Below are 18,809 nucleotides of genomic sequence, written 5' to 3'. Positions count from 1 at the left end.
TGCGTGATAGGTCGCCTTCGCGAGCAAGCTCGCGCACAAAGGGGAGGTGATGGGGCTTAGACTGCCATCGGCACATGGTGCCGGTAGCCTTCGAGGGAGAAATCGCCCGGCTCCACCCGCTCCTTGGAGCTCATGCAGATCCAATGTGGGAGCGAGCTTGCTCGCGATAGCGGTGGGTCAGTCACATAAGTATTGAATGTGAGGGCGCTATCGCGAGCAAGCTCGCTCCCACAGGGAGAGGTAGCGTGGCTTAGACCGCCATCGGCGCGGTCATCGGCGCATGGTGTTGGTAGCCTTCAAGGGAAAAATCGCTCGGATCGACTTGCTCCAGCCACTCCGGCTGATACACACCCGTCTTGGCAAACTCCGGCACGCGCTCGGAAATCACCAGCTTGGGCATCGGGAACGGCTCGCGGGTGAGCTGTTCGTTGAGCATGTCCAAGTGGTTTTCGTAGACGTGGGCGTCGCCGATGAAATAGGTGAACCAGCGCGGCGTGTAGCCGGTCAGGCGGCCGATCAGGCTCAGCAGCGCGGCGCCTTCGGTGAGGTTGAACGGCGTGCCCAGGCCCAGGTCGTTGGAGCGGATGTAGAGGGTCAGGGAAATTTCCCTGGTCTCGACATTCGGGTGGAACTGGTAGAGCAGATGGCACGGCGGCAGGGCCATTTCATCGAGCTGGGCGCAGTTCCAGCCGTGGAACAGGATGCGCCGGCTGCCCGGGTCCTTGATGATGGTGTCGACGCACTGGCGAACCTGGTCGATGGCCTTGTACAGCACCACGTAGGCCTGGCCGTTTTCTTCGCCCTCGGCGATCTGCCGGTAACCCTGGGCCAGCGTCTGCTCGATGGCCGCCGGGTTGCTTACCGGGATCTGCTTATAGGCCGGCCACTTGCGCCACTGCACGCCGTAGATCTCACCCAGGTCGTCTTCGCCCTGGCGGAACGGGTTGGCCAGCCACTGGGCGTTTTCGTTGGCGTTCTGGTCCCAGACCTTGCAGCCCAGGGCGCGAAACTCAGCGGCATTGTTCACACCACGGAGAAAACCGCACATCTCGCCGATGGCCGATTTGAAGGCCATCTTGCGGGTGGTGATGGCGGGAAAGCCTTCCTTCAAGTCATAGCGCAGCATGGCGCCGGGGAAGCTGATGGTGTTCACACCGGTGCGGTTGGCTTGCTTGGTGCCGTTCTTGATGACGTGGGCCACCAGATCGAGATATTGCTTCATGGGTTACCTGTGTCCTTGAACCCGGGGCCTGCGCCCCGGGGTTCGAATTTTAAACCTTGGCCGCCGCAGCCGGCGCGCGATGATAAGCCAGCCAGATTAGCGCCAGGCCACCGATGATCATCGGCAGGCACAGCACCTGGCCCATGGTCAGCCAGTTCCACGCCAGGTAGCCGAGCTGGGCATCCGGCACGCGGACGAATTCGACAATGAAACGGAAGATGCCATAGAACAGCGCGAACATGCCCGACACCGCCATGGTGGGGCGCGGCTTGCGCGAGAACAGCCAGAGGATCAGGAACAGTGCCACACCCTCAAGGGCGAACTGGTACAGCTGCGACGGGTGGCGCGGCAACTGCGCCGGGTCGCTGAACGGCGGGAAGATCATCGCCCAGGGCACGTCGGTCGGCTTGCCCCACAACTCGGCGTTGATGAAGTTGCCGATGCGCCCGGCACCCAGGCCGATCGGCACCATCGGCGCGACGAAGTCCATCAGCTCGAAAAACGACTTGTTGTTGCGCTTGCCGAACCACAGCGCCGCCAGCATCACACCAATGAACCCACCGTGGAACGACATGCCGCCTTTCCAGACTTCGAAGATCAGCGTCGGGTTGGCCAGGTAGGCACTCAGGTCGTAGAACAGCACGTAGCCCAGGCGTCCGCCGACGATCACGCCCATGGACAGCCAGAACACCAGGTCGGAGAGCTTTTCCTTGTTCCAGGTCGGGTCGAAGCGGTTGAGCCGGCGCGACGCCAGCCACCAGGCGCCGCCGATACCGATCAGGTACATCAGGCCGTACCAGTGGATTTTCAGCGGGCCGATGGCCAGGGCTACCGGATCGATCTGCGGGTAAGGCAGCATTGATATTCCTCGTAAACGTCAAAAAATACCCGGGCGACGCTGCCACCACGGGATTAAGCCAGGATTGCGTCAGAGCAGAAAACTCACCCCCACGCAGAATAGCAAGGCGGCGAACAAGCGCTTGAGCAAGCGTGGCGACAGGCGATGGGCCAGCCGCGCACCAAAGCGGGCAAAGACCATGCTGGTCAAGGCGATGCCCAGCAGCGCCGGCAAATACACAAAACCGAAACTATGGGCCGGTAGCAACGGATCGTGCCAGCCCAGAATCATGAAACTTAATGCACTGACCAGGGCGATCGGCAAGCCGCAGGCCGATGAGGTCGCCACCGCTTGTTGCATCGGCACGCTGCGCCAGGTCAGGAACGGCACGGTCAGCGAACCACCACCGATGCCGAAAATCGCCGAAGCCCAGCCGATCACCGTGCCAGCCACGGTCAGCCCGGCCTTGCCCGGTACGGTGCGGCTGGCCTTGGGCTTGAAGTCCAGGGCCAGTTGCACGGCAACGATCAAGGCGAACACGCCAATGATCTTTTGCAGGTGCGGGCCGGAAATCGCTTCGGCGGTGATCGCGCCGAAACCGGCACCGATCAGGATGCCGACGGTCATCCAGGCGAATACCGGCCAGCGCACCGCGCCTTTGCGCTGATGTTCGCGCACGGCATTGACCGAGGTAAAGATAATCGACGCCAGGGAGGTGCCGACGGCCAGGTGCGTCAACACCTGCGGGTCGAAGCCCTGCAGGGTGAAACTGAATACCAGCACCGGGACGATGATGATCCCGCCCCCTACGCCAAACAACCCGGCCAGTACGCCGGCGCAGGCGCCGAGTAGCAGATAGAGCACAAATTCCACCAGACTCTCCCCGCCCATCCCCGAAATAAGAGCGGCATGGTAACGGATCGAGGGGCTTGGGCTCTACTGAAGGCGATGGATGCCGGGGCGATGTGTGAGTAGAGTGGCTGGAAACACTCGGGTGTCTGCATCACGACACCGGATGGCGAACCGCTGTTGTGGCGAGGGAGCTTGCTCCCGCTGGAGTGCGAAGCACTCCCGAAAAAGCCAGGGTGATCGGTCTGACAAGCCTGGCCCTTGGATTTGGGCTACTTCGTAGCCCAGCGGGAGCAAGCTCCCTCGCCACAAAAAGCGCTGCTCGGTTTTATTCCTATAACAGGACAACCTGATGTGCCTGATCGTATTTGCCTGGCGCCCTGGCCACGCCCAGCCGCTGGTCGTGGCGGCCAACCGCGACGAGTTCTACGCCCGGCCGACCTTGCCCCTGGCCCAATGGCCTGACGCGCCCCATGTCCATGCAGGGCGCGACCTCGAAGCCGGCGGTACTTGGCTCGGCATCGGCGCCGAGGGCCGTTTTGCCGCGCTGACCAACATCCGCGACCCTGGCCAATTGCCGGCCTTCAAGTCCCGCGGTGAACTGGTGGCGCGGTTCCTCACCGGGAATCTGTCGATTGCCGACTACCTGAGCGAAGTCGTGCCCCGTGCTGGCGAGTACGGTGGCTTCAACCTGCTGCTCGGCGATGGCGCCGAGCTCTGGCACTACAACGCCCGTGATACCCGGCCACAGCAATTGGCCAGGGGCGTGTATGGCCTGTCGAATGCTGGGCTGAACACGCCATGGCCCAAGTTGCTCAAGGCCCGGTTGGCGCTGGAGGAGGTGCTGGGCGATCCGCAACCCCAGGCCTTGTTGGCCTTGCTGAACGATCCACAACCCGCGCCGGTGGCCGAACTGCCCGACACCGGCGTCGGGCTGGCGACCGAGGCATTGTTGTCGAGTGTGTTCATCGCCAGCCCGGCTTATGGGACACGGGCGAGTACGGCGCTGATTGTCCATGCCGATGGGACGCGGCAGATGGTCGAGCGCAGTTTCGGACCCCATGGGGGGCATTTGGGGGAGGTGGCGCTACACACTTGAATGAGAGTCACTTGTGGCGAGGGAGCTTGCTCCCGCTGGTGGGCGAAGCCCGCCCAAAAAAGCCTTGGGGCTACTTCGTAGCCCAGCGGGAGCAAGCTCCCTCGCCACAAATGCTCGCTGAACTGTCTAGAGGGTCTTGTTCGAAGCCGGATTGATCATCCGCGCCAACCCAAGGTTCTTCAGCGCCAGTTGCAAGGAGCTGTGGATCACTTGCGGGTTGTCGATGGTCATCACTTCCGCGAGCAATTCCTGGGCCTTGCTGAGGTTGATCTGGCGCAGCATCCACTTCACTTTCGGCAGGTTGGTGGCGTTCATCGACAAACTGTCGAACCCCATCGCCATCAGCAGCACCGCGGCCGCCGGGTCGCCGGCCATTTCGCCGCAGATACTGACCGGCTTGCCTTCGGCATGGGCGTCACGCACCACGTTCTGCAAGGCTTGCAGCACCGCCGGGTGCAGGTAGTCGTACAGGTCGGCGACCCGTGGGTTGTTACGGTCCACGGCCAGCAGGTATTGGGTCAGGTCGTTGGAACCCACCGACAGGAAGTCCACCTGCCGCGCCAGTTCCTTGGTCTGGTACACCGCGGCCGGAATCTCGATCATCACGCCGACCGGCGGCATCGGCACGTCGGTGCCTTCGTCACGGACTTCGCCCCAGGCCCGGTGGATCAGGTGCAGGGCTTCTTCCAGTTCATGGGTGCCGGAGATCATCGGCAACAGGATGCGCAGGTTGTTCAGGCCTTCGCTGGCCTTGAGCATGGCGCGGGCCTGGACCAGGAAGATTTCCGGGTGGTCGAGTGTCACGCGGATGCCGCGCCAGCCGAGGAACGGGTTGTCTTCCTTGATCGGGAAGTAGGACAGGGACTTGTCGCCGCCGATGTCCAGGCTGCGCATGGTCACCGGTTGTGGGTGAAACGCGGCCAGTTGTTCGCGGTAGATCGCCAACTGTTCTTTTTCGCTGGGGAAGCGCTGGTTGATCATGAACGGCACTTCGGTGCGGTACAGCCCCACACCTTCGGCGCCACGCTTCTGCGCCCGGGCGACGTCGGCCAGCAGGCCGGTGTTGACCCACAATGGCATGCGGTGGCCATCGAGGGTAATGCACGGCAGGTCCCGCAGCGCATCCAGTCCCAGGGACAGTTGCTTTTCTTCCTCCACCACATCGGCGAACTGCTTGCGCAGCACGTCGCTGGGGTTGGTGTAGACCTCGCCGTGGTAGCCGTCGACGATCATCTGGATGCCGTCGACCTTGGAATACGGCAGGTCCACCAGGCCCATCACCGTCGGAATGCCCATCGCCCGGGCCAGGATCGCCACGTGGGAGTTGCCCGAACCCAGTACCGAGACCAGGCCCGCCAGCTTGCCTTCGGGTACTTCGCCGAGCATGGCCGGGGTCAGCTCTTCACTGACCAGGATGGTGTTGTCGGGGTAGACCAGGGTCTGCTGGCGCTCCTGCTGCAAGTACGCCAGCAAGCGACGGCCAAGGTCCTTGACGTCCGAGGCGCGTTCGCGCAGGTAGGCGTCGTCCATCAGTTCGAAACGGTTGACGTGGTCGGTCACCACCTGGCGCAGCGCACCCTGGGCCCATTGGCCGGTCTTGATGACGGTGGTCACTTCGCTGCCCAGGGAGGCATCGTCGAGCATCATCAGGTAGACGTCGAACAGTGCGCGTTCTTCGGGGCGCAACTGCGTCGCCAGCTTGGCCGACAGGGCCCGCATGTCGGCGCGCACGCCTTCGATGGCGGTCTTGAACAAGCCCAGTTCGGCATTGATGTCGGCGACGGTCTTGTCCGGCACCACGTCGAGGTCGGCGGGCGGCAACATGACCACCGCCGTGCCCACTGCCGCGCCCGGTGAGCCGGGCACACCGACGAACTTCGCTTCCTGGATACCCTTGCCCTGGCGACCCAGGCCGCTGATCGAGCCAGTGGCCTCGGCATGGGCGATAACCCCGGCCAGTTGCGCGCTCATGGTTACAAGGAAGGCTTCTTCACCTTCGTCGAACTGTCGGCGCTCTTTTTGCTGGATAACCAACACGCCGACGACGCGGCGGTGGTGGATGATCGGTGCGCCAAGGAACGAGGCGTAGCGTTCTTCACCCGTTTCGGCAAAGTAGCGGTAGCGCGGGTGATCCGCGGCGTTTTCGAGGTTCAGGGGTTCTTCGCGCGTGCCGACCAGACCGACCAGGCCTTCATTGGGCGCCATGCTCACCTTGCCGATGGAGCGCTTGTTCAAGCCCTCGGTGGCCATCAGCACGAAACGATTGGTCTCGGGGTCCAGCAGGTAGACCGAGCAGACCTGGCTGCCCATGGCCTCTTTGACGCGCAATACAATAATCCCCAACGCCGCCTTGAGATCCTTGGCGGAGTTAACTTCCTGGACGATCTTGCGCAGCGTATTGAGCATGGCTCGGGGTCGAACTCCGTCGTCAGTCGCGCGTCAGCAGGCGCGGGGCAAGCTCTTTGAGGGCGCGTCGGTACACCTCGCGCTTGAATGTCACCACCTGGCCCAACGGATACCAATAGCTGACCCAGCGCCAGCCATCGAACTCCGGTTTACCGGTCAAATCCATCCGCACCCGCTGCTCGTTGGAGATCAGGCGCAGGAGAAACCATTTCTGCTTCTGGCCGATGCACAGCGGTTGGCTGTGCGTCCTGACCAGGCGTTGCGGCAAACGATAGCGCAACCAGCCTCGGGTGCAGGCGAGTATTTCGACATCTTCGCGCTCAAGCCCCACTTCTTCATTCAACTCGCGGTACAAGGCCTCTTCCGGCGTCTCCTGGGGGTTGATCCCACCCTGGGGAAACTGCCAGGCGTCTTGATTGATACGGCGTGCCCATAGCACCTGCCCAGCATCATTCGTAAGAATGATCCCCACATTGGGACGGAAACCATCGGGATCGATCACGGCAACAACCTCGCAAACGCATGTCGCCGCATTGTTCCACAAAGGTTGTGAAAGCAGCAACGAGCGTCCCTAGCTTATGTGCACTCTTGTGAAAAGTCCGTATTCTGGACGCCTTTCTTTAGATTTTTCAGCGAGTAACTGCGATGCGGCTGGCTTTATTCGACTTGGACAACACATTGCTGGGTGGCGACAGCGACCACGCGTGGGGCGATTACCTGTGCGAGCGCGGTTTTCTGGACGCTGTCACCTATAAGGCACGCAACGACGCGTTCTACCAGGATTACCTGGCCGGCAAGCTGGACAATGCCGAGTACCTGAACTTTTGCCTGGAAATCCTCGGCCGTACCGAAATGCACATCCTGGCCCAGTGGCACTTGGACTACATGCGCGACTGCATCGAGCCGATCGTGTTGCCCCAGGCCATCGAACTGCTGAAAAAGCACCGTGACGCCGGCGACAAGCTGGTAATCATCACCGCCACCAACCGCTTCGTTACCGCGCCAATTGCCGAGCGCCTGGGGGTCGAAACCCTGATTGCCACCGAGTGCGAGATGGTCGACGGGCGCTACAGCGGACGCAGCACCGACATCCCGTGTTTCCGCGAGGGCAAGGTGACCCGGTTGAACCGTTGGCTGGAAGAAACCGGGTACTCGCTCGACGATAGCTACTTTTATAGCGATTCGATGAACGATTTGCCGTTGCTGGAAGCGGTGACGCATCCGGTGGCGGTGGATCCGGATCCGAATCTTCGGGCTGAGGCCCAGAAGCGGGGTTGGCCGGTGATTTCGTTGCGCAATTGACTGTGGGAGCAAGGCTTGCCCGCGATTGGCTTTAGGCGATGCAAAGGATGCCAATCGCGAGCAAGCTTTGCTCCCACAGACTGTGTTTTAAACCGGCTTGGCCCCCATCAACCCCGCAATGGCCACAAAGCAGACAACACTGAACAGTGCCAGGGCAAAGGTAAACTTCCCGCTACCGCCTGGCGTCTTGCGCAATGTGTTCAGCCGCACCAGCAGCCAGAACCCCGCCAGCGCCGCCAAGGTGTAGAGCACGCTGGAAGCCAGCAGCCAGGTCTGTCCCAGTGGCCAGCCGATTTGATGAACCATCCACCAGCCGGTGAATGGCAGGCTAGTCAGCGCCAGGATCATGACCAGCCAGATGAACAGCCGCGGACGTTGCAGTGTGCGCGCAGCCGCCGTGGCGTCGCCGTTGCGGCGCGTGCGCCAGACCCAGATGGCCAGCCCCAGTGCACCCGCCAGCAGTAATACAGTGGCGATGCCGTGGGCGATCTTCAGCGCGGTCAATGTTTCCATGGGTTCGATTTCCTTAAGTCTTGCTCACAGCCTAGCCCGCCTTTATCAACCCAGGAACAACTGATAGGCCGGGTTATCGCTTTCATCCCAGTACGGGTAGCCGATTTCTTCCAGGGCGGCCGGGACCAGGTGGCGTTCATCGTGGGGCACTTGGAGCCCGGCGACCACACGACCATCCGCCGCGCCATGGTTGCGGTAATGGAACATCGAGATATTCCAGCGCCCACCCAGCTTGTTCAAGAAGTTGAACAGCGCCCCCGGACGTTCCGGGAATTCGAAGCGCAGCACCACTTCGTCGATGACATGGGCCGCATGCCCGCCGACCATGTGGCGAATGTGCAACTTGGCCAGTTCATTATCGGTCAGGTCCAGCACCGGGAAGCCTTGTTCGGTCAGGCTGGCGATCAGCGCGCTGCGTGGGTCGTTTTCCGGGTGGGTCTGCACGCCGACGAAGATGTGCGCTTCGCTGCCGGTGTTGTAGCGATAGTTGAATTCGGTGATCTGGCGCTTGCCCACTGCTTCGCAGAACGCCTTGAAGCTGCCCGGCTTCTCGGGGATGGTCACGGCGATAATCGCTTCGCGGCCCTCGCCCAGCTCGGCGCGCTCGGCGACATGGCGCAAGCGGTCGAAGTTGACGTTGGCGCCGGAGTCGATCGCCACCAGGGTCTGGCCGCTGATGTGCCGTGACTCGACGTATTTCTTGATCCCGGCCACGCCCAATGCACCGGCAGGTTCGGTGATCGAGCGGGTATCGTCGTAGATATCCTTGATGGCGGCGCAGATCTCGTCGGTGCTGACGGTGATCACTTCGTCCACGTGGTGCTTGCAGATATCAAAGGTGTGCTGGCCGATCTGTGCCACGGCAACGCCGTCGGCGAACAGCCCCACGGTCGGCAGCACTACGCGCTCGCCTGCGGCCATGGCCGCTTGGAGGCAGTTGGAGTCGTCCGGCTCGACGCCGATGATCTTGATGTCCGGGCGCAGGTATTTCACGTAGGCCGCGATCCCGGCGATCAGCCCGCCACCGCCCACCGGGACGAAGATCGCATCGAGGCGCCCAGGATGCTGGCGCAGGATTTCCATCGCCACGGTGCCCTGCCCGGCAATGGTGTGGGGATCGTCATACGGGTGGATGTAGACGTAGCCCTTTTCGTCGACCAGTTTCAGCGAATAGGCCAGGGCTTCGGGGAACGAGTCACCGTGCAGGACTACTTTGCCGCCACGGGAGCGCACGCCTTCGACCTTGATTTCCGGCGTGGTCTTGGGCATCACGATGGTGGCCTTGACCCCCAGCACCTTGGCCGCCAGGGCCAGGCCCTGGGCGTGGTTGCCCGCCGAAGCCGTGACCACGCCGCGTGCGCGTTCTTCGTCGCTGAGCTGGGTCAGCTTGTTGTAGGCCCCGCGAATCTTGAACGAGAACACCGGCTGCAAGTCTTCACGCTTGAGCAGGATGCTGTTGCCCAGCCGCTCGGAGAGCTGGCGAGCGGCCTGCAGCGGGGTTTCTACGGCAACGTCGTAAACGCGCGAGGTGAGGATCTTTTTGACGTACTGTTCAAGCATCGGAAAGCATCACTGAGCGGGTTGGGCAGGGCCAAGGAGTCTAACCCGGCTTTTGGCTGGGCGACCATACGATTAAGGCACTTTGAGCGCAGAAACCCCCGTGGCGAGGGAGTTTGCTCCCGCTGGGTCGCGCAGCGGCCCCCTTCGATATGCGGTAGACATCAATCACGACTGCTTCGCAGCCGAGCGGGAGCAAGCTCCCTCGCCACACTGGCTCGGTGCCAATCAGGCAATGACCAGGGTCCTTTCGGCGCCTATAATGCCGGCCTTTCGTTCTCTCTCGGCACCTTCGGAGCCCGCATGACCCAGGATCAACTCAAACAGGCCGTGGCCCAGGCCGCCGTCGACCTCATCCTCCCGAAACTGGATGACAAGAGCGTCGTCGGGGTCGGCACCGGCTCCACGGCCAATTGCTTCATCGACGCGCTGGCGCAACACAAGGGTGCGTTCGATGGCGCAGTCGCCAGCTCCGAAGCGACCGCTGCGCGCCTCAAGGGCCACGGGATCCCGGTGTACGAACTCAACACCGTCAGTGACTTGGAGTTCTACATCGACGGCGCCGATGAAAGCGACGCGCACCTGAACCTGATCAAGGGCGGCGGCGCGGCCCTGACCCGCGAGAAGATCGTCGCGGCGGTGGCCAAGACCTTCATCTGCATTGCCGACGCCAGCAAACTGGTGCCGGTACTCGGCGCGTTCCCGTTGCCGGTGGAAGTTATCCCCATGGCCCGTAGTCATGTGGCCCGCCAACTGGTGAAGCTGGGCGGCGACCCGGTGTATCGCGAAGGCGTGCTGACCGATAACGGCAACATCATCCTGGATGTGCACAACCTGCAGATCACTAACCCGGTGGAACTGGAAAGCCAGATCAACGCCATCGTCGGCGTGGTCACCAACGGTTTGTTCGCTGCTCGCCCGGCGGATGTGCTGTTGCTGGGGACTGCTGATGGGGTGAAGACCCTGCGGGCTGAGTAGGCCCAGGGGCTATTGATTTAAGCTCGAGTCCTGTGGGAGCGGGCTTGCTCGCGAATGCGGTGTGTCAGTTGGCATATATGTGTCTGATATACCGCATTCGCGAGCAAGCCCGCTCCCACATGGTTCTGCGTCAGGCCAAGATCAAGGCTGCGGCTTCTTGAACACATAAAACAGGTTCGGCTCGCTCACCAGGTACAGGTTGCCATCGTCGTCCATGGCCAGGCCTTCGGCCTGGGGTACGGTTTGTTGCAGCCCCTGGCGGCCCTTGCTCAATGAGAGCGTGCTCAACGGTCGGCCGTCGATATCCAACTCGATAATCAACCGCGACTCATCGGACAGCGCCAGCAAATGGCCGCTGCGTTCATCGTATTGCAGGCTTGAAAGGTCGCGTACGAACAGCCCGGCATCGCGCTTGGGGTTGTTGATCACATGCACCGCGTAGGACTTTTCCGGATTGTGGTGGGGAAACCCGTGCACTTCGTAAATCAGCATCGGGTCGCGTTCCTTCGCCACGAACAGGCGTTTGCCCACCGAATCGTAGGCCAGTCCTTCGAACCCCTTGTTGCTCCTCATGTGCACGCCGAGGGATATCTGCTCGGCGTCGGCGGCGTCGAGGAATTGGGTGTTGTCTTCCAAGTGAATCTTGATCAGCCGTTGCTGGCGCTCGTCAGTGATGACGTAGGTGTCTTCGCTGATGAACTCCACCGCCTCCGGGTCGCCAAAGCCGATCAGGGCGATGCGCCGCAGAATCTTGCCATCCAGCGACAGCTCGATCAGCTCGGCGTTTTTATTGGTGACAGTGAACAGGCTCTTGCGGACCGGATCGAACGTCAGCGCGGAAACATCATCATCCAGGCCTTCGATCACCCGCGCCTCGACGGTGACCCGGTATTGATCCAGGGCAATGGCCTGTTCGCTGGTATTTTTCCAGAGCGTATTCAGGTTGAACCAGGCGCGTTCGAACAGGCGCAGGTGCTGGCCGACGGCGATCAGGCTGATCAGCACCAGCGTCAGCAGTATCAGGATCAAAGATTTGGGGTGGGCGAGTCGACGCATGTTGGGGTGGGCTCGGATAAGAACAGGTGGGTGGAAATACCACGGCTGCCTGAACTGAAACTTAATGGCTGCGTGCCACACCCTACAGCGAAGCAGGACTTATCCTACAGAGTTAGTTGTCAGCGCTGTTTTTCGAAACGATAGAACAGGTTCGGCTCGCTGACCATGTACAGGTTACCGGCCTCATCGATCGTGACACCTTCGGCACGAGGGATCGTGTCTTTCAGGCCGTTGAAGCCGCCTAGCAAGGTCATGAAGCTGACCTGCTCGCCTTCTTCGTCCAACTCCAGCAATAGATGGGAGTCGGCTGACAGCACCAGCATGTGACCGGTGCGGGGGTCTACGGCCAATGCTGAAAGGTTGCGAAGGTCCAATTCGTTGCTGACATGGATCTGCTTATCGCCCTTGAGCAACTGGCTACCGTCACTTTTCCAGGTGAACAGCGCAGGTGGGCGCTCTTCGCCGAGGACCAGTTGCTGATTTTTCGGGTCCCAGACGATGGCTTCGAATCCCTTGTTCTGATTCTTCGACGTGCCCAGGTCATAGCGAGGAAAATCATTGATGTTCAGCGCGCGGGTGTCGGCATCGACCTGAACGATCGATAGCAGGTGCTTTCGTTCATCGGTAATGGCCAGCAGACCGTTTTCCATAAACGCCACGCCTTCCGGATTGCCCCAGCCCACCAATGGCATCTTGCGCAATACATCGCCTTGCAGGGTCAGCTCCACCAGGAATGGGTTCTTGCCCATGACTGCGAACAGGGTCTTGGTCTGCGGGTTATAGGTCACATCGGACGCTTCGTCCTTCTCCATGCCCGGTAGCGGCTTGGCGTCGATCACGGCGCGATAGTCTGGCAACCAGATGCTTTCCTGACGCTGGACCGGGCTCTGGAAGTGTTCCGACAGCCAAAGCAGGCCGCGGTCGTCCCAATGCATCGCAAACGCCAAGCCATAGGCTGCAGCCACCGTCAGCAGCGACCAGGCATACCAGGGCAGGGCGAAGCGAGAGCGGCGGGCAGGCTTGGCGGCAGGCAGTGTTTGGGTTTTGGCCATCGGGGAATGCGTTCCAGAAAGTTCGGCTAAGGGAGTGGCTGGCTCAGATGCCGCATTCCTCGGAATTATCCGGATGGCATGTGAAAAAAACGGTAAAACTTCGGTCTTCAGGAAAGCCTGGATCTCTAATGTGGGAGCGGGCTTGCTCGCGAATGCGGAGTGTCAGTCGACATATATGTTTCTGATACACCGCATTCGCGAGCAAGCCCGCTCCCACATTTGATCTGTAGTGGTCACAAAACCGAGTTAGCGAACGCTACTCTCGAAGCGGCCCGCCCCTGGCAGTTCCAGGATCAGTTCATCGCCCGCATTCAGCGGCCCGACGCCCGCCGGGGTGCCGGTGAGGATCACGTCGCCGGCCTGCAGCGAGAAACAACCGGCCATGTATTGGATCATCGGCACGATGGGGTTGAGCATCAGGCTGCTGTTGCCGTCCTGGCGCATTTCACCGTTGATGGTCAGGCGCACGGGAATGTCGGTCAGGTCGGCAAACGTATCCTTCGAGACAAATGGCGCGATCACTGCCGCGCCGTCGAAGGACTTGGCGACTTCCCACGGCAGGCCCTTGGCCTTGAGCTCGGCCTGTTTGTCCCGCAGGGTCAGGTCCAGGGCCGGGGCGAAGCCGGAGATCGCGTCCAGCACCTCTTCAACGCTGGGCTTGGTGGACAGCGGCTTGCCGATCAACACGGCGATTTCCGCCTCGTAGTGCACCGAGCCACGGTCGGCGGGAATGCTGAAACCGCCTTCCAGCGGCACCACGCAGCTGCCCGGCTTGATGAACAACAAGGGTTCGGTGGGCACCGGGTTATCCAGTTCCTTGGCATGTTCGGCGTAGTTGCGGCCAATGCACACCACTTTCCCTAGCGGGAAATGAATACGTGTACCGTCGACATACTGGTGCTGATAGCTCATTTACCGACTCCTGCTCTGGGGTTCATCAGGTGTTTTTTAGGCGTTAACCGCGAAAATCTTGCCCGGGTTCATGATGCCGTTCGGGTCGAATACGGCTTTCACGGCTTTCATGTATTCGATCTCCACTGGCGAACGACTATAAGTCAGGTAGTCGCGCTTGGTCATGCCCACGCCGTGTTCGGCGGAAATCGAGCCGTTGTACTTCTCGACGGTTTCAAAGACCCATTTGTTCACGGTCGCGCATTTGGCGAAGAATTCATCCTTGCTCAGGTTTTCTGGCTTGAGGATGTTCAAGTGAAGGTTGCCGTCGCCGATGTGACCGAACCAGACGATTTCGAAGTCCGGGTAATGTTCGCCAACGATCTCGTCGATTTCTTGCAAGAAGGCTGGGACTTTGGAGACGGTCACCGAAATGTCGTTCTTGTACGGCGTCCAGTGGGAGATGGTTTCGGAGATGTACTCGCGCAATTTCCACAGGTTTTGCAGTTGGGTTTCGCTCTGGCTCATCACACCGTCCAGCACCCAGCCCTGTTCCACGCAATGCTCGAAGGTTTCCAAGGCCTGGTTGGCGACCTCTTCGGTGGTGGCTTCGAATTCCAGCAGCGCGTAGAACGGGCACTCGGTTTCGAATGGCGCCGGTACGTCGCCACGACCGAGGACCTTGGCCAGGGCCTTGTCGGAGAAAAATTCGAAAGCGGTCAGGTCCAGCTTGCCCTGGAAGGCGTGCAGCACCGGCATGATGGAGTCGAAGTCCGAGGTGCCGAGCACCATGGCGGTGAGGTTCTTTGGCGCACGGTCCAGGCGCATGGTGGCCTCGACCACGAAGCCCAGGGTACCTTCGGCGCCGATGAACAGCTGCCGCAAGTCGTAGCCGGTGGCGTTCTTGATCAGGTCCTTGTTCAGTTCCAGCAGGTCGCCCTTGCCGGTGACGACCTTCATGCCCGCCACCCAGTTGCGGGTCATGCCGTAGCGAATGACCTTGATTCCGCCGGCATTGGTGCCGATATTGCCGCCAATCTGGCTGGAGCCTGCCGAAGCGAAGTCAACCGGGTAGTACAGCCCATGTTCTTCAGCCTTGTTCTGCAGTTGCTCGGTGACCACGCCCGGCTGGCACACGGCAGTGCGGTCGGTGAGGTTCACGTCGAGAATCTGGTTCATGTAGTCGAATGACACCACCACTTCGCCGTTGGCGGCCACGGCGGCGGCGGACAACCCGGTGCGCCCGCCCGACGGCACCAGTGCGACGTTGTGCGCATTGGCCCAGCGCACAATGGCCTGGACCTGTTCGGTGGTCTTGGGAAAGACGATGGCCGAAGGCGCCGGGGCGAAATGCTTGGTCCAATCCTTGCCGTAAGCGTTCAGGGAGTCGGCATCGGTCAAGACCTTGCCAGGCTCAACCAGGGTCTTCAGCTCATCTATCACGGCAGGATGGGTCATCGACAGAACTCTCGAACAATTCATGGTCATCCTGAGAACGCTTCACGTCGCAGGAATGAGTGTTTGCGGGGGGCGTATGCTAGCATACCGACCCCGCAGCGTAGTGCCCAACGGCTGTTCTGCGGCGACGGCTGTCACGCCGGTCGGGCTAGCATGCGCTGTCCGATTCCCTGCCATTTTTCTCCGGGACACAGGTTTACGCAGATGAGCAAGACTTCTCTCGATAAGAGCAAGATCAAGTTCCTTCTTCTCGAAGGCGTCCACCAATCGGCTGTCGACGTCCTCAAGTCGGCGGGCTACACCAGCATCGAGTACATCACCAGTTCTCTGCCGGAAGCCCAGCTCAAGGAAAAGATCGCCGATGCTCACTTCATCGGCATTCGCTCCCGTACTCAACTGACCGAAGAGATCTTCGACCACGCCAAGAAACTGGTCGCGGTCGGCTGCTTCTGCATCGGCACCAACCAGGTTGACCTCAACGCGGCGCGCGAGCGCGGTATCGCGGTGTTCAACGCGCCGTACTCCAACACCCGTTCCGTTGCCGAACTGGTGTTGGCCGAAGCGATCCTGCTGCTGCGCGGCATCCCCGAGAAGAACGCTTCCTGCCACCGTGGCGGCTGGATCAAGAGCGCGGCCAACTCCTTCGAAATCCGCGGCAAGAAGCTGGGTATCGTCGGCTACGGCTCGATCGGCACGCAGTTGTCGGTACTGGCTGAAGGCCTTGGCATGCAGGTGTTCTTCTACGACACCGTGACCAAGCTGCCCCTGGGCAACGCCACCCAGGTCAACGACTTGCACGAGTTGTTGGGCATGTCCGACATCGTGACCCTGCATGTGCCGGAAACCGCTGCCACCCAGTGGATGATCGGCGAGAAGGAAATCCGCGCTATCAAGAAAGGCGGGATCCTGATCAACGCCGCGCGTGGCACCGTGGTCAAGCTCGACGCCCTGGCCGACGCGATCAAGGACAAGCACCTGATCGGCGCCGCCATCGACGTGTTCCCGGTGGAGCCGCGCTCCAACGACGACATCTTCGAGAGCCCGCTGCGTGGCCTGGACAACGTGATCCTGACCCCGCACATCGGCGGTTCCACCGCTGAAGCCCAAGCCAACATCGGCCTGGAAGTGGCGGAGAAACTGGTCAAGTACAGCGACAACGGTACCTCGGTATCGTCGGTGAACTTCCCGGAAGTGGCCCTACCTGCCCACCCTGGCAAGCACCGCCTGCTGCACATCCACGAGAACATTCCGGGTGTGATGAGCGAGATCAACAAGGTCTTTGCCGAAAACGGCATCAACATTTCCGGTCAGTTCCTGCAGACCAACGAGAAAGTCGGCTACGTCGTGATCGACGTCGACGCCGAATACTCGGACCTGGCGCAAGAGAAGCTGCAGCACATCAATGGCACGATTCGTTGCCGCGTGTTGTTCTAAGCTAGCCTGGCTTGCAATGAAAAACGGGAGCCCCAAAGGGCTCCCGTTTTTTATCTGATACGCCATCAACCCCCTGTGGGAGCGGGCTTGCTCGCGAAGGCGGTGTGCCAGTCGATATATTGCCAGCTGATACACCGCCTTCGCGAGCAAGCCCGCTCCCACAAGGGATCTGCGTAGTGCCAGCCGGTGCTGTGTTACTTCACATTGACGGTGATTTTCTTGGACACAATCGACGGGTCGAACGGCATGTGGCCGCTGTCGCCCAGGATCAATTGCAAGGTGTGCTTGCCCGGGGCCAGTTTGATGGTGGCCTCGGTCTGTGCCTTGCCGAAGTGCATGTGGTGGGCGTCGGTCGGAATCGGCGCGCCTTCGGCGGGTACGTCGTCGACATCGATCAGCAAATGATGGTGGCCGGTATTTTTGGTCACATCGCCCGCCGGGGCCAGGGCGATGTTCTTGACGCCGAACTTGACCTTGAATTCCTGGGCGACCGTGGCGCCGTCTTCCGGGGAAACGATGAACACTTCTGCACCTTTGGGCGCCGGCGTCGCGGCACTTGCCAGCATCGAAGCGCCCAATAACAGACCGGCCAACGCGGCACGAGACATAAAGCTTTTCATTTTTTTCTCCAGTTTTTCCATGAAATCCGCCTGGCCATCACAACTTCATGGCCAATCGTTGTCGAAGCCTGCAACAACCATAGCAAAGCGAGCCTGAAACGAGCGTCGCTTGTATAAATACTAGGAGTGACCATGCGTTTCCTGCCTGGCCTGATCTGCCTGCTACCCCTTTTGAGCCCCCTGGCTCATGCCGAACTGATCGACGACATCAATGACCGTGGCGAGCTGCGCATTGCTCTCGAGGCCAACACCGCGCCCTTCAACTTCAAGGAAGACGGCAAACTCACCGGTTTCGAAGTGGAGCTGGGTGAAATGCTCGCGGCCGAGCTGGATGTACGCCCCGACTTCGTCGTCACCGATGCCGCGGATCTGCTGCCCGGTGTGGAAAGCGGCAAATACGACGTTGCCATCAACCACATAGCAATGACCCCGGAACTGGCGGAACGTTTCGACCTCAGTGCGGCTTATAGCCGTCCGGATGCGCAACTGCTGGCGAGCAAGGAAGAGCCGCAGCGTCCGTTGGTCATGGCGCAGTCGTTCCAGCCGGAAGAAAAGAGCGGCCCGCCGCCGAGCCTGGTAATTCCGTTCCAGAAGGGCAACCCGGCGTTCAAGGCCAGCCTGGATAATGCCCTGGCGCGGATCAAGGATGATGGGAGGCTGGAGCAGTTGTCGCAGAAGTGGTTGGTTAAGCAGGACTGAGGAAAACCTTGAATCAAGCGCAACTCTTGTGGCGAGGGAGCTTGCTCCCGCTCGGCGGCGCAGCCGTCGTAAAGCCGATGACGCCGTCTGCCTGGAAAATCACATCATCCGGATTGGGGCCGCTTCGCGGCCCAGCGGGAGCAAGCTCCCTCGCCACAGGGGTTAGCATCCATCCGGTTCGGGCGGGTTTGCCTTCAAGGTCTACGCCAGACACTCGCCAGCCAAGGCTGTTGCTCGCGCGGCAGCCCCGCCGGTCGGTAGTAGTGCTCCAGTTCCACGAAGCCCGCTTCGCCAAGCAGCGTTTGCCAGGCCGCGAGGTCGTGGTAGGCGCCGAAGCGCTGGCCGTTCCAGCCTTCCTGGTTTTCGCCCCGAGGGTTGGAGCTGAACAGCACGCCGCCGGGCTTGAGCGTGGCGCGCAATTGCTTGAGCACCCGCGGCAGTTCCTGGACGGGGACATGAAACAGCACCGCGTTGGCGAAAATCCCGTCAAAGCGTTCGGCCGGCAGGTCGAGCTCCAGGAAGTCTTGTTGCCACACCTCGCAGCCGCTGTCCTGGCGCGCCATCCGGGCAAATTCTTCTGAGCCGTCGAGGCCGACCGCGACATGACCCAAGGCCGTGAATGTGCGCAGGTCGCGCCCCGGGCCGCAGCCCAGATCCAGGATGTGCAGCGGTGCCTGGCCCTGGATATGGCGCAGTAAGGCGTCGATGTTCTGACTGACATCGTGATCGCGGGTGCCTTCGCGGAAACTTTCCGCCACGGCGTTGTAATGGCCCAGGGTCGTGGCGGTGATGGCGTGCAGGTCTTCGGTGGTGTGTTTCATGATCGCGGGCTTGG

Annotated in this window: 18 protein-coding genes; 5 read left to right on the top strand and 13 right to left on the bottom strand. The window is 61.0% G+C overall.

Annotated features, from left to right (window positions below; genetic code table 11):
- Positions 1–250: 250 nt before the first annotated feature.
- From M1D99_RS28800 to M1D99_RS28790, 3 genes are all read right to left on the bottom strand, one after another.
- Entirely contained in the window at positions 251–1,222 is a 972-nt protein-coding gene (locus M1D99_RS28800) for a thymidylate synthase (protein ID WP_434573104.1), read from the bottom strand.
- A 49-nt stretch (positions 1,223–1,271) separates the two neighbouring features.
- Positions 1,272–2,081 (bottom strand): prolipoprotein diacylglyceryl transferase, encoded by an 810-nt coding sequence (gene lgt, locus M1D99_RS28795; RefSeq protein ID WP_053117240.1) that lies wholly within the window; start codon positions 2,079–2,081, stop codon positions 1,272–1,274.
- Between the two features lie 69 nt (positions 2,082–2,150).
- A complete protein-coding gene (locus M1D99_RS28790; protein ID WP_434573102.1) occupies positions 2,151–2,933 on the bottom strand; it encodes a sulfite exporter TauE/SafE family protein in 783 nt (260 codons plus the stop codon).
- Between the two features lie 328 nt (positions 2,934–3,261).
- Here M1D99_RS28790 and M1D99_RS28785 point away from each other — a divergent pair, with 328 nt between their 5' ends.
- Complete coding sequence (locus tag M1D99_RS28785) at positions 3,262–4,008, top strand: NRDE family protein (protein WP_434573100.1); 747 nt, start codon at positions 3,262–3,264, stop codon at positions 4,006–4,008.
- A gap of 126 nt (positions 4,009–4,134) precedes the next feature.
- Here the strand turns inward: M1D99_RS28785 and ptsP are convergent, their stop codons facing one another.
- Together ptsP and M1D99_RS28775 are read right to left on the bottom strand one after the other, a co-directional pair.
- On the bottom strand, positions 4,135–6,414 hold the full coding sequence (ptsP, locus tag M1D99_RS28780) for a phosphoenolpyruvate--protein phosphotransferase (RefSeq protein ID WP_186707334.1): 2,280 nt from the start codon (positions 6,412–6,414) through the stop codon (positions 4,135–4,137).
- 22 nt (positions 6,415–6,436) lie between these two features.
- Complete coding sequence (locus M1D99_RS28775; RefSeq protein WP_003186867.1) at positions 6,437–6,916, bottom strand: RNA pyrophosphohydrolase; 480 nt, start codon at positions 6,914–6,916, stop codon at positions 6,437–6,439.
- A gap of 143 nt (positions 6,917–7,059) precedes the next feature.
- Here M1D99_RS28775 and M1D99_RS28770 point away from each other — a divergent pair, with 143 nt between their 5' ends.
- The gene (locus M1D99_RS28770) at positions 7,060–7,716 is read left to right on the top strand and encodes a histidinol-phosphatase (RefSeq protein ID WP_434573098.1); all 657 of its coding nucleotides are present in this window, start codon (positions 7,060–7,062) and stop codon (positions 7,714–7,716) included.
- An 87-nt stretch (positions 7,717–7,803) separates the two neighbouring features.
- On the opposite strand, the gene M1D99_RS28765 is transcribed toward M1D99_RS28770, so the two are convergent.
- Both M1D99_RS28765 and ilvA read right to left on the bottom strand, forming a co-directional pair.
- Positions 7,804–8,229 (bottom strand): DUF2269 family protein, encoded by a 426-nt coding sequence (locus M1D99_RS28765; protein WP_434573096.1) that lies wholly within the window; start codon positions 8,227–8,229, stop codon positions 7,804–7,806.
- A gap of 45 nt (positions 8,230–8,274) precedes the next feature.
- Complete coding sequence (gene ilvA / locus M1D99_RS28760; RefSeq protein ID WP_186707331.1) at positions 8,275–9,789, bottom strand: threonine ammonia-lyase, biosynthetic; 1,515 nt, start codon at positions 9,787–9,789, stop codon at positions 8,275–8,277.
- Between the two features lie 300 nt (positions 9,790–10,089).
- On the opposite strand from ilvA, the gene rpiA reads away from it, so the two are divergent.
- Complete coding sequence (gene rpiA, locus M1D99_RS28755) at positions 10,090–10,764, top strand: ribose-5-phosphate isomerase RpiA (RefSeq protein ID WP_186730346.1); 675 nt, start codon at positions 10,090–10,092, stop codon at positions 10,762–10,764.
- Positions 10,765–10,905: 141 nt separating this feature from the next.
- On the opposite strand, the gene M1D99_RS28750 is transcribed toward rpiA, so the two are convergent.
- The 4 genes from M1D99_RS28750 to M1D99_RS28735 form a co-directional block, all read right to left on the bottom strand.
- Positions 10,906–11,820: an SdiA-regulated domain-containing protein gene (locus M1D99_RS28750; RefSeq protein ID WP_458131172.1), complete on the bottom strand. Its 915-nt coding sequence runs from the start codon at positions 11,818–11,820 to the stop codon at positions 10,906–10,908.
- Between the two features lie 119 nt (positions 11,821–11,939).
- Entirely contained in the window at positions 11,940–12,872 is a 933-nt protein-coding gene (locus M1D99_RS28745; protein ID WP_458131171.1) for an SdiA-regulated domain-containing protein, read from the bottom strand.
- 246 nt (positions 12,873–13,118) lie between these two features.
- On the bottom strand, positions 13,119–13,784 hold the full coding sequence (locus tag M1D99_RS28740) for a fumarylacetoacetate hydrolase family protein (RefSeq protein ID WP_458131170.1): 666 nt from the start codon (positions 13,782–13,784) through the stop codon (positions 13,119–13,121).
- 36 nt (positions 13,785–13,820) lie between these two features.
- The gene (locus M1D99_RS28735) at positions 13,821–15,221 is read right to left on the bottom strand and encodes an FAD-binding oxidoreductase (protein ID WP_434573087.1); all 1,401 of its coding nucleotides are present in this window, start codon (positions 15,219–15,221) and stop codon (positions 13,821–13,823) included.
- Between the two features lie 204 nt (positions 15,222–15,425).
- On the opposite strand from M1D99_RS28735, the gene serA reads away from it, so the two are divergent.
- On the top strand, positions 15,426–16,655 hold the full coding sequence (gene serA, locus M1D99_RS28730; RefSeq protein ID WP_053117264.1) for a phosphoglycerate dehydrogenase: 1,230 nt from the start codon (positions 15,426–15,428) through the stop codon (positions 16,653–16,655).
- A gap of 194 nt (positions 16,656–16,849) precedes the next feature.
- On the opposite strand, the gene M1D99_RS28725 is transcribed toward serA, so the two are convergent.
- A complete protein-coding gene (locus tag M1D99_RS28725; RefSeq protein ID WP_250961822.1) occupies positions 16,850–17,275 on the bottom strand; it encodes a DUF4399 domain-containing protein in 426 nt (141 codons plus the stop codon).
- A 132-nt stretch (positions 17,276–17,407) separates the two neighbouring features.
- Here M1D99_RS28725 and M1D99_RS28720 point away from each other — a divergent pair, with 132 nt between their 5' ends.
- The gene (locus tag M1D99_RS28720) at positions 17,408–17,974 is read left to right on the top strand and encodes a transporter substrate-binding domain-containing protein (protein ID WP_434573085.1); all 567 of its coding nucleotides are present in this window, start codon (positions 17,408–17,410) and stop codon (positions 17,972–17,974) included.
- Between the two features lie 194 nt (positions 17,975–18,168).
- Here the strand turns inward: M1D99_RS28720 and M1D99_RS28715 are convergent, their stop codons facing one another.
- Positions 18,169–18,795: a class I SAM-dependent methyltransferase gene (locus M1D99_RS28715; RefSeq protein WP_434573083.1), complete on the bottom strand. Its 627-nt coding sequence runs from the start codon at positions 18,793–18,795 to the stop codon at positions 18,169–18,171.
- Positions 18,796–18,809 lie beyond the last annotated feature (14 nt).

It is taken from the genome of Pseudomonas sp. R3-41 (assembly GCF_054161485.1).
Note: the sequence above shows the minus strand (reverse complement) of the source record. Positions and strands in the feature narration are given on the sequence as shown.

Coding starts and splice junctions, on each gene's coding strand:
- M1D99_RS28715 (WP_434573083.1), bottom strand. CDS start 18,795: ATGAAACACACCACCGAAGACCTGCACGCCATCACCGCCACGACCCTG.
- M1D99_RS28740 (WP_458131170.1), bottom strand. CDS start 13,784: ATGAGCTATCAGCACCAGTATGTCGACGGTACACGTATTCATTTCCCG.
- M1D99_RS28765 (WP_434573096.1), bottom strand. CDS start 8,229: ATGGAAACATTGACCGCGCTGAAGATCGCCCACGGCATCGCCACTGTA.
- ptsP (WP_186707334.1), bottom strand. CDS start 6,414: ATGCTCAATACGCTGCGCAAGATCGTCCAGGAAGTTAACTCCGCCAAG.
- M1D99_RS28745 (WP_458131171.1), bottom strand. CDS start 12,872: ATGGCCAAAACCCAAACACTGCCTGCCGCCAAGCCTGCCCGCCGCTCT.
- lgt (WP_053117240.1), bottom strand. CDS start 2,081: ATGCTGCCTTACCCGCAGATCGATCCGGTAGCCCTGGCCATCGGCCCG.
- M1D99_RS28770 (WP_434573098.1), top strand. CDS start 7,060: ATGCGGCTGGCTTTATTCGACTTGGACAACACATTGCTGGGTGGCGAC.
- M1D99_RS28725 (WP_250961822.1), bottom strand. CDS start 17,275: ATGAAAAGCTTTATGTCTCGTGCCGCGTTGGCCGGTCTGTTATTGGGC.
- M1D99_RS28800 (WP_434573104.1), bottom strand. CDS start 1,222: ATGAAGCAATATCTCGATCTGGTGGCCCACGTCATCAAGAACGGCACC.
- M1D99_RS28735 (WP_434573087.1), bottom strand. CDS start 15,221: ATGACCCATCCTGCCGTGATAGATGAGCTGAAGACCCTGGTTGAGCCT.
- M1D99_RS28750 (WP_458131172.1), bottom strand. CDS start 11,820: ATGCGTCGACTCGCCCACCCCAAATCTTTGATCCTGATACTGCTGACG.
- M1D99_RS28785 (WP_434573100.1), top strand. CDS start 3,262: ATGTGCCTGATCGTATTTGCCTGGCGCCCTGGCCACGCCCAGCCGCTG.
- serA (WP_053117264.1), top strand. CDS start 15,426: ATGAGCAAGACTTCTCTCGATAAGAGCAAGATCAAGTTCCTTCTTCTC.
- ilvA (WP_186707331.1), bottom strand. CDS start 9,789: ATGCTTGAACAGTACGTCAAAAAGATCCTCACCTCGCGCGTTTACGAC.
- M1D99_RS28720 (WP_434573085.1), top strand. CDS start 17,408: ATGCGTTTCCTGCCTGGCCTGATCTGCCTGCTACCCCTTTTGAGCCCC.
- rpiA (WP_186730346.1), top strand. CDS start 10,090: ATGACCCAGGATCAACTCAAACAGGCCGTGGCCCAGGCCGCCGTCGAC.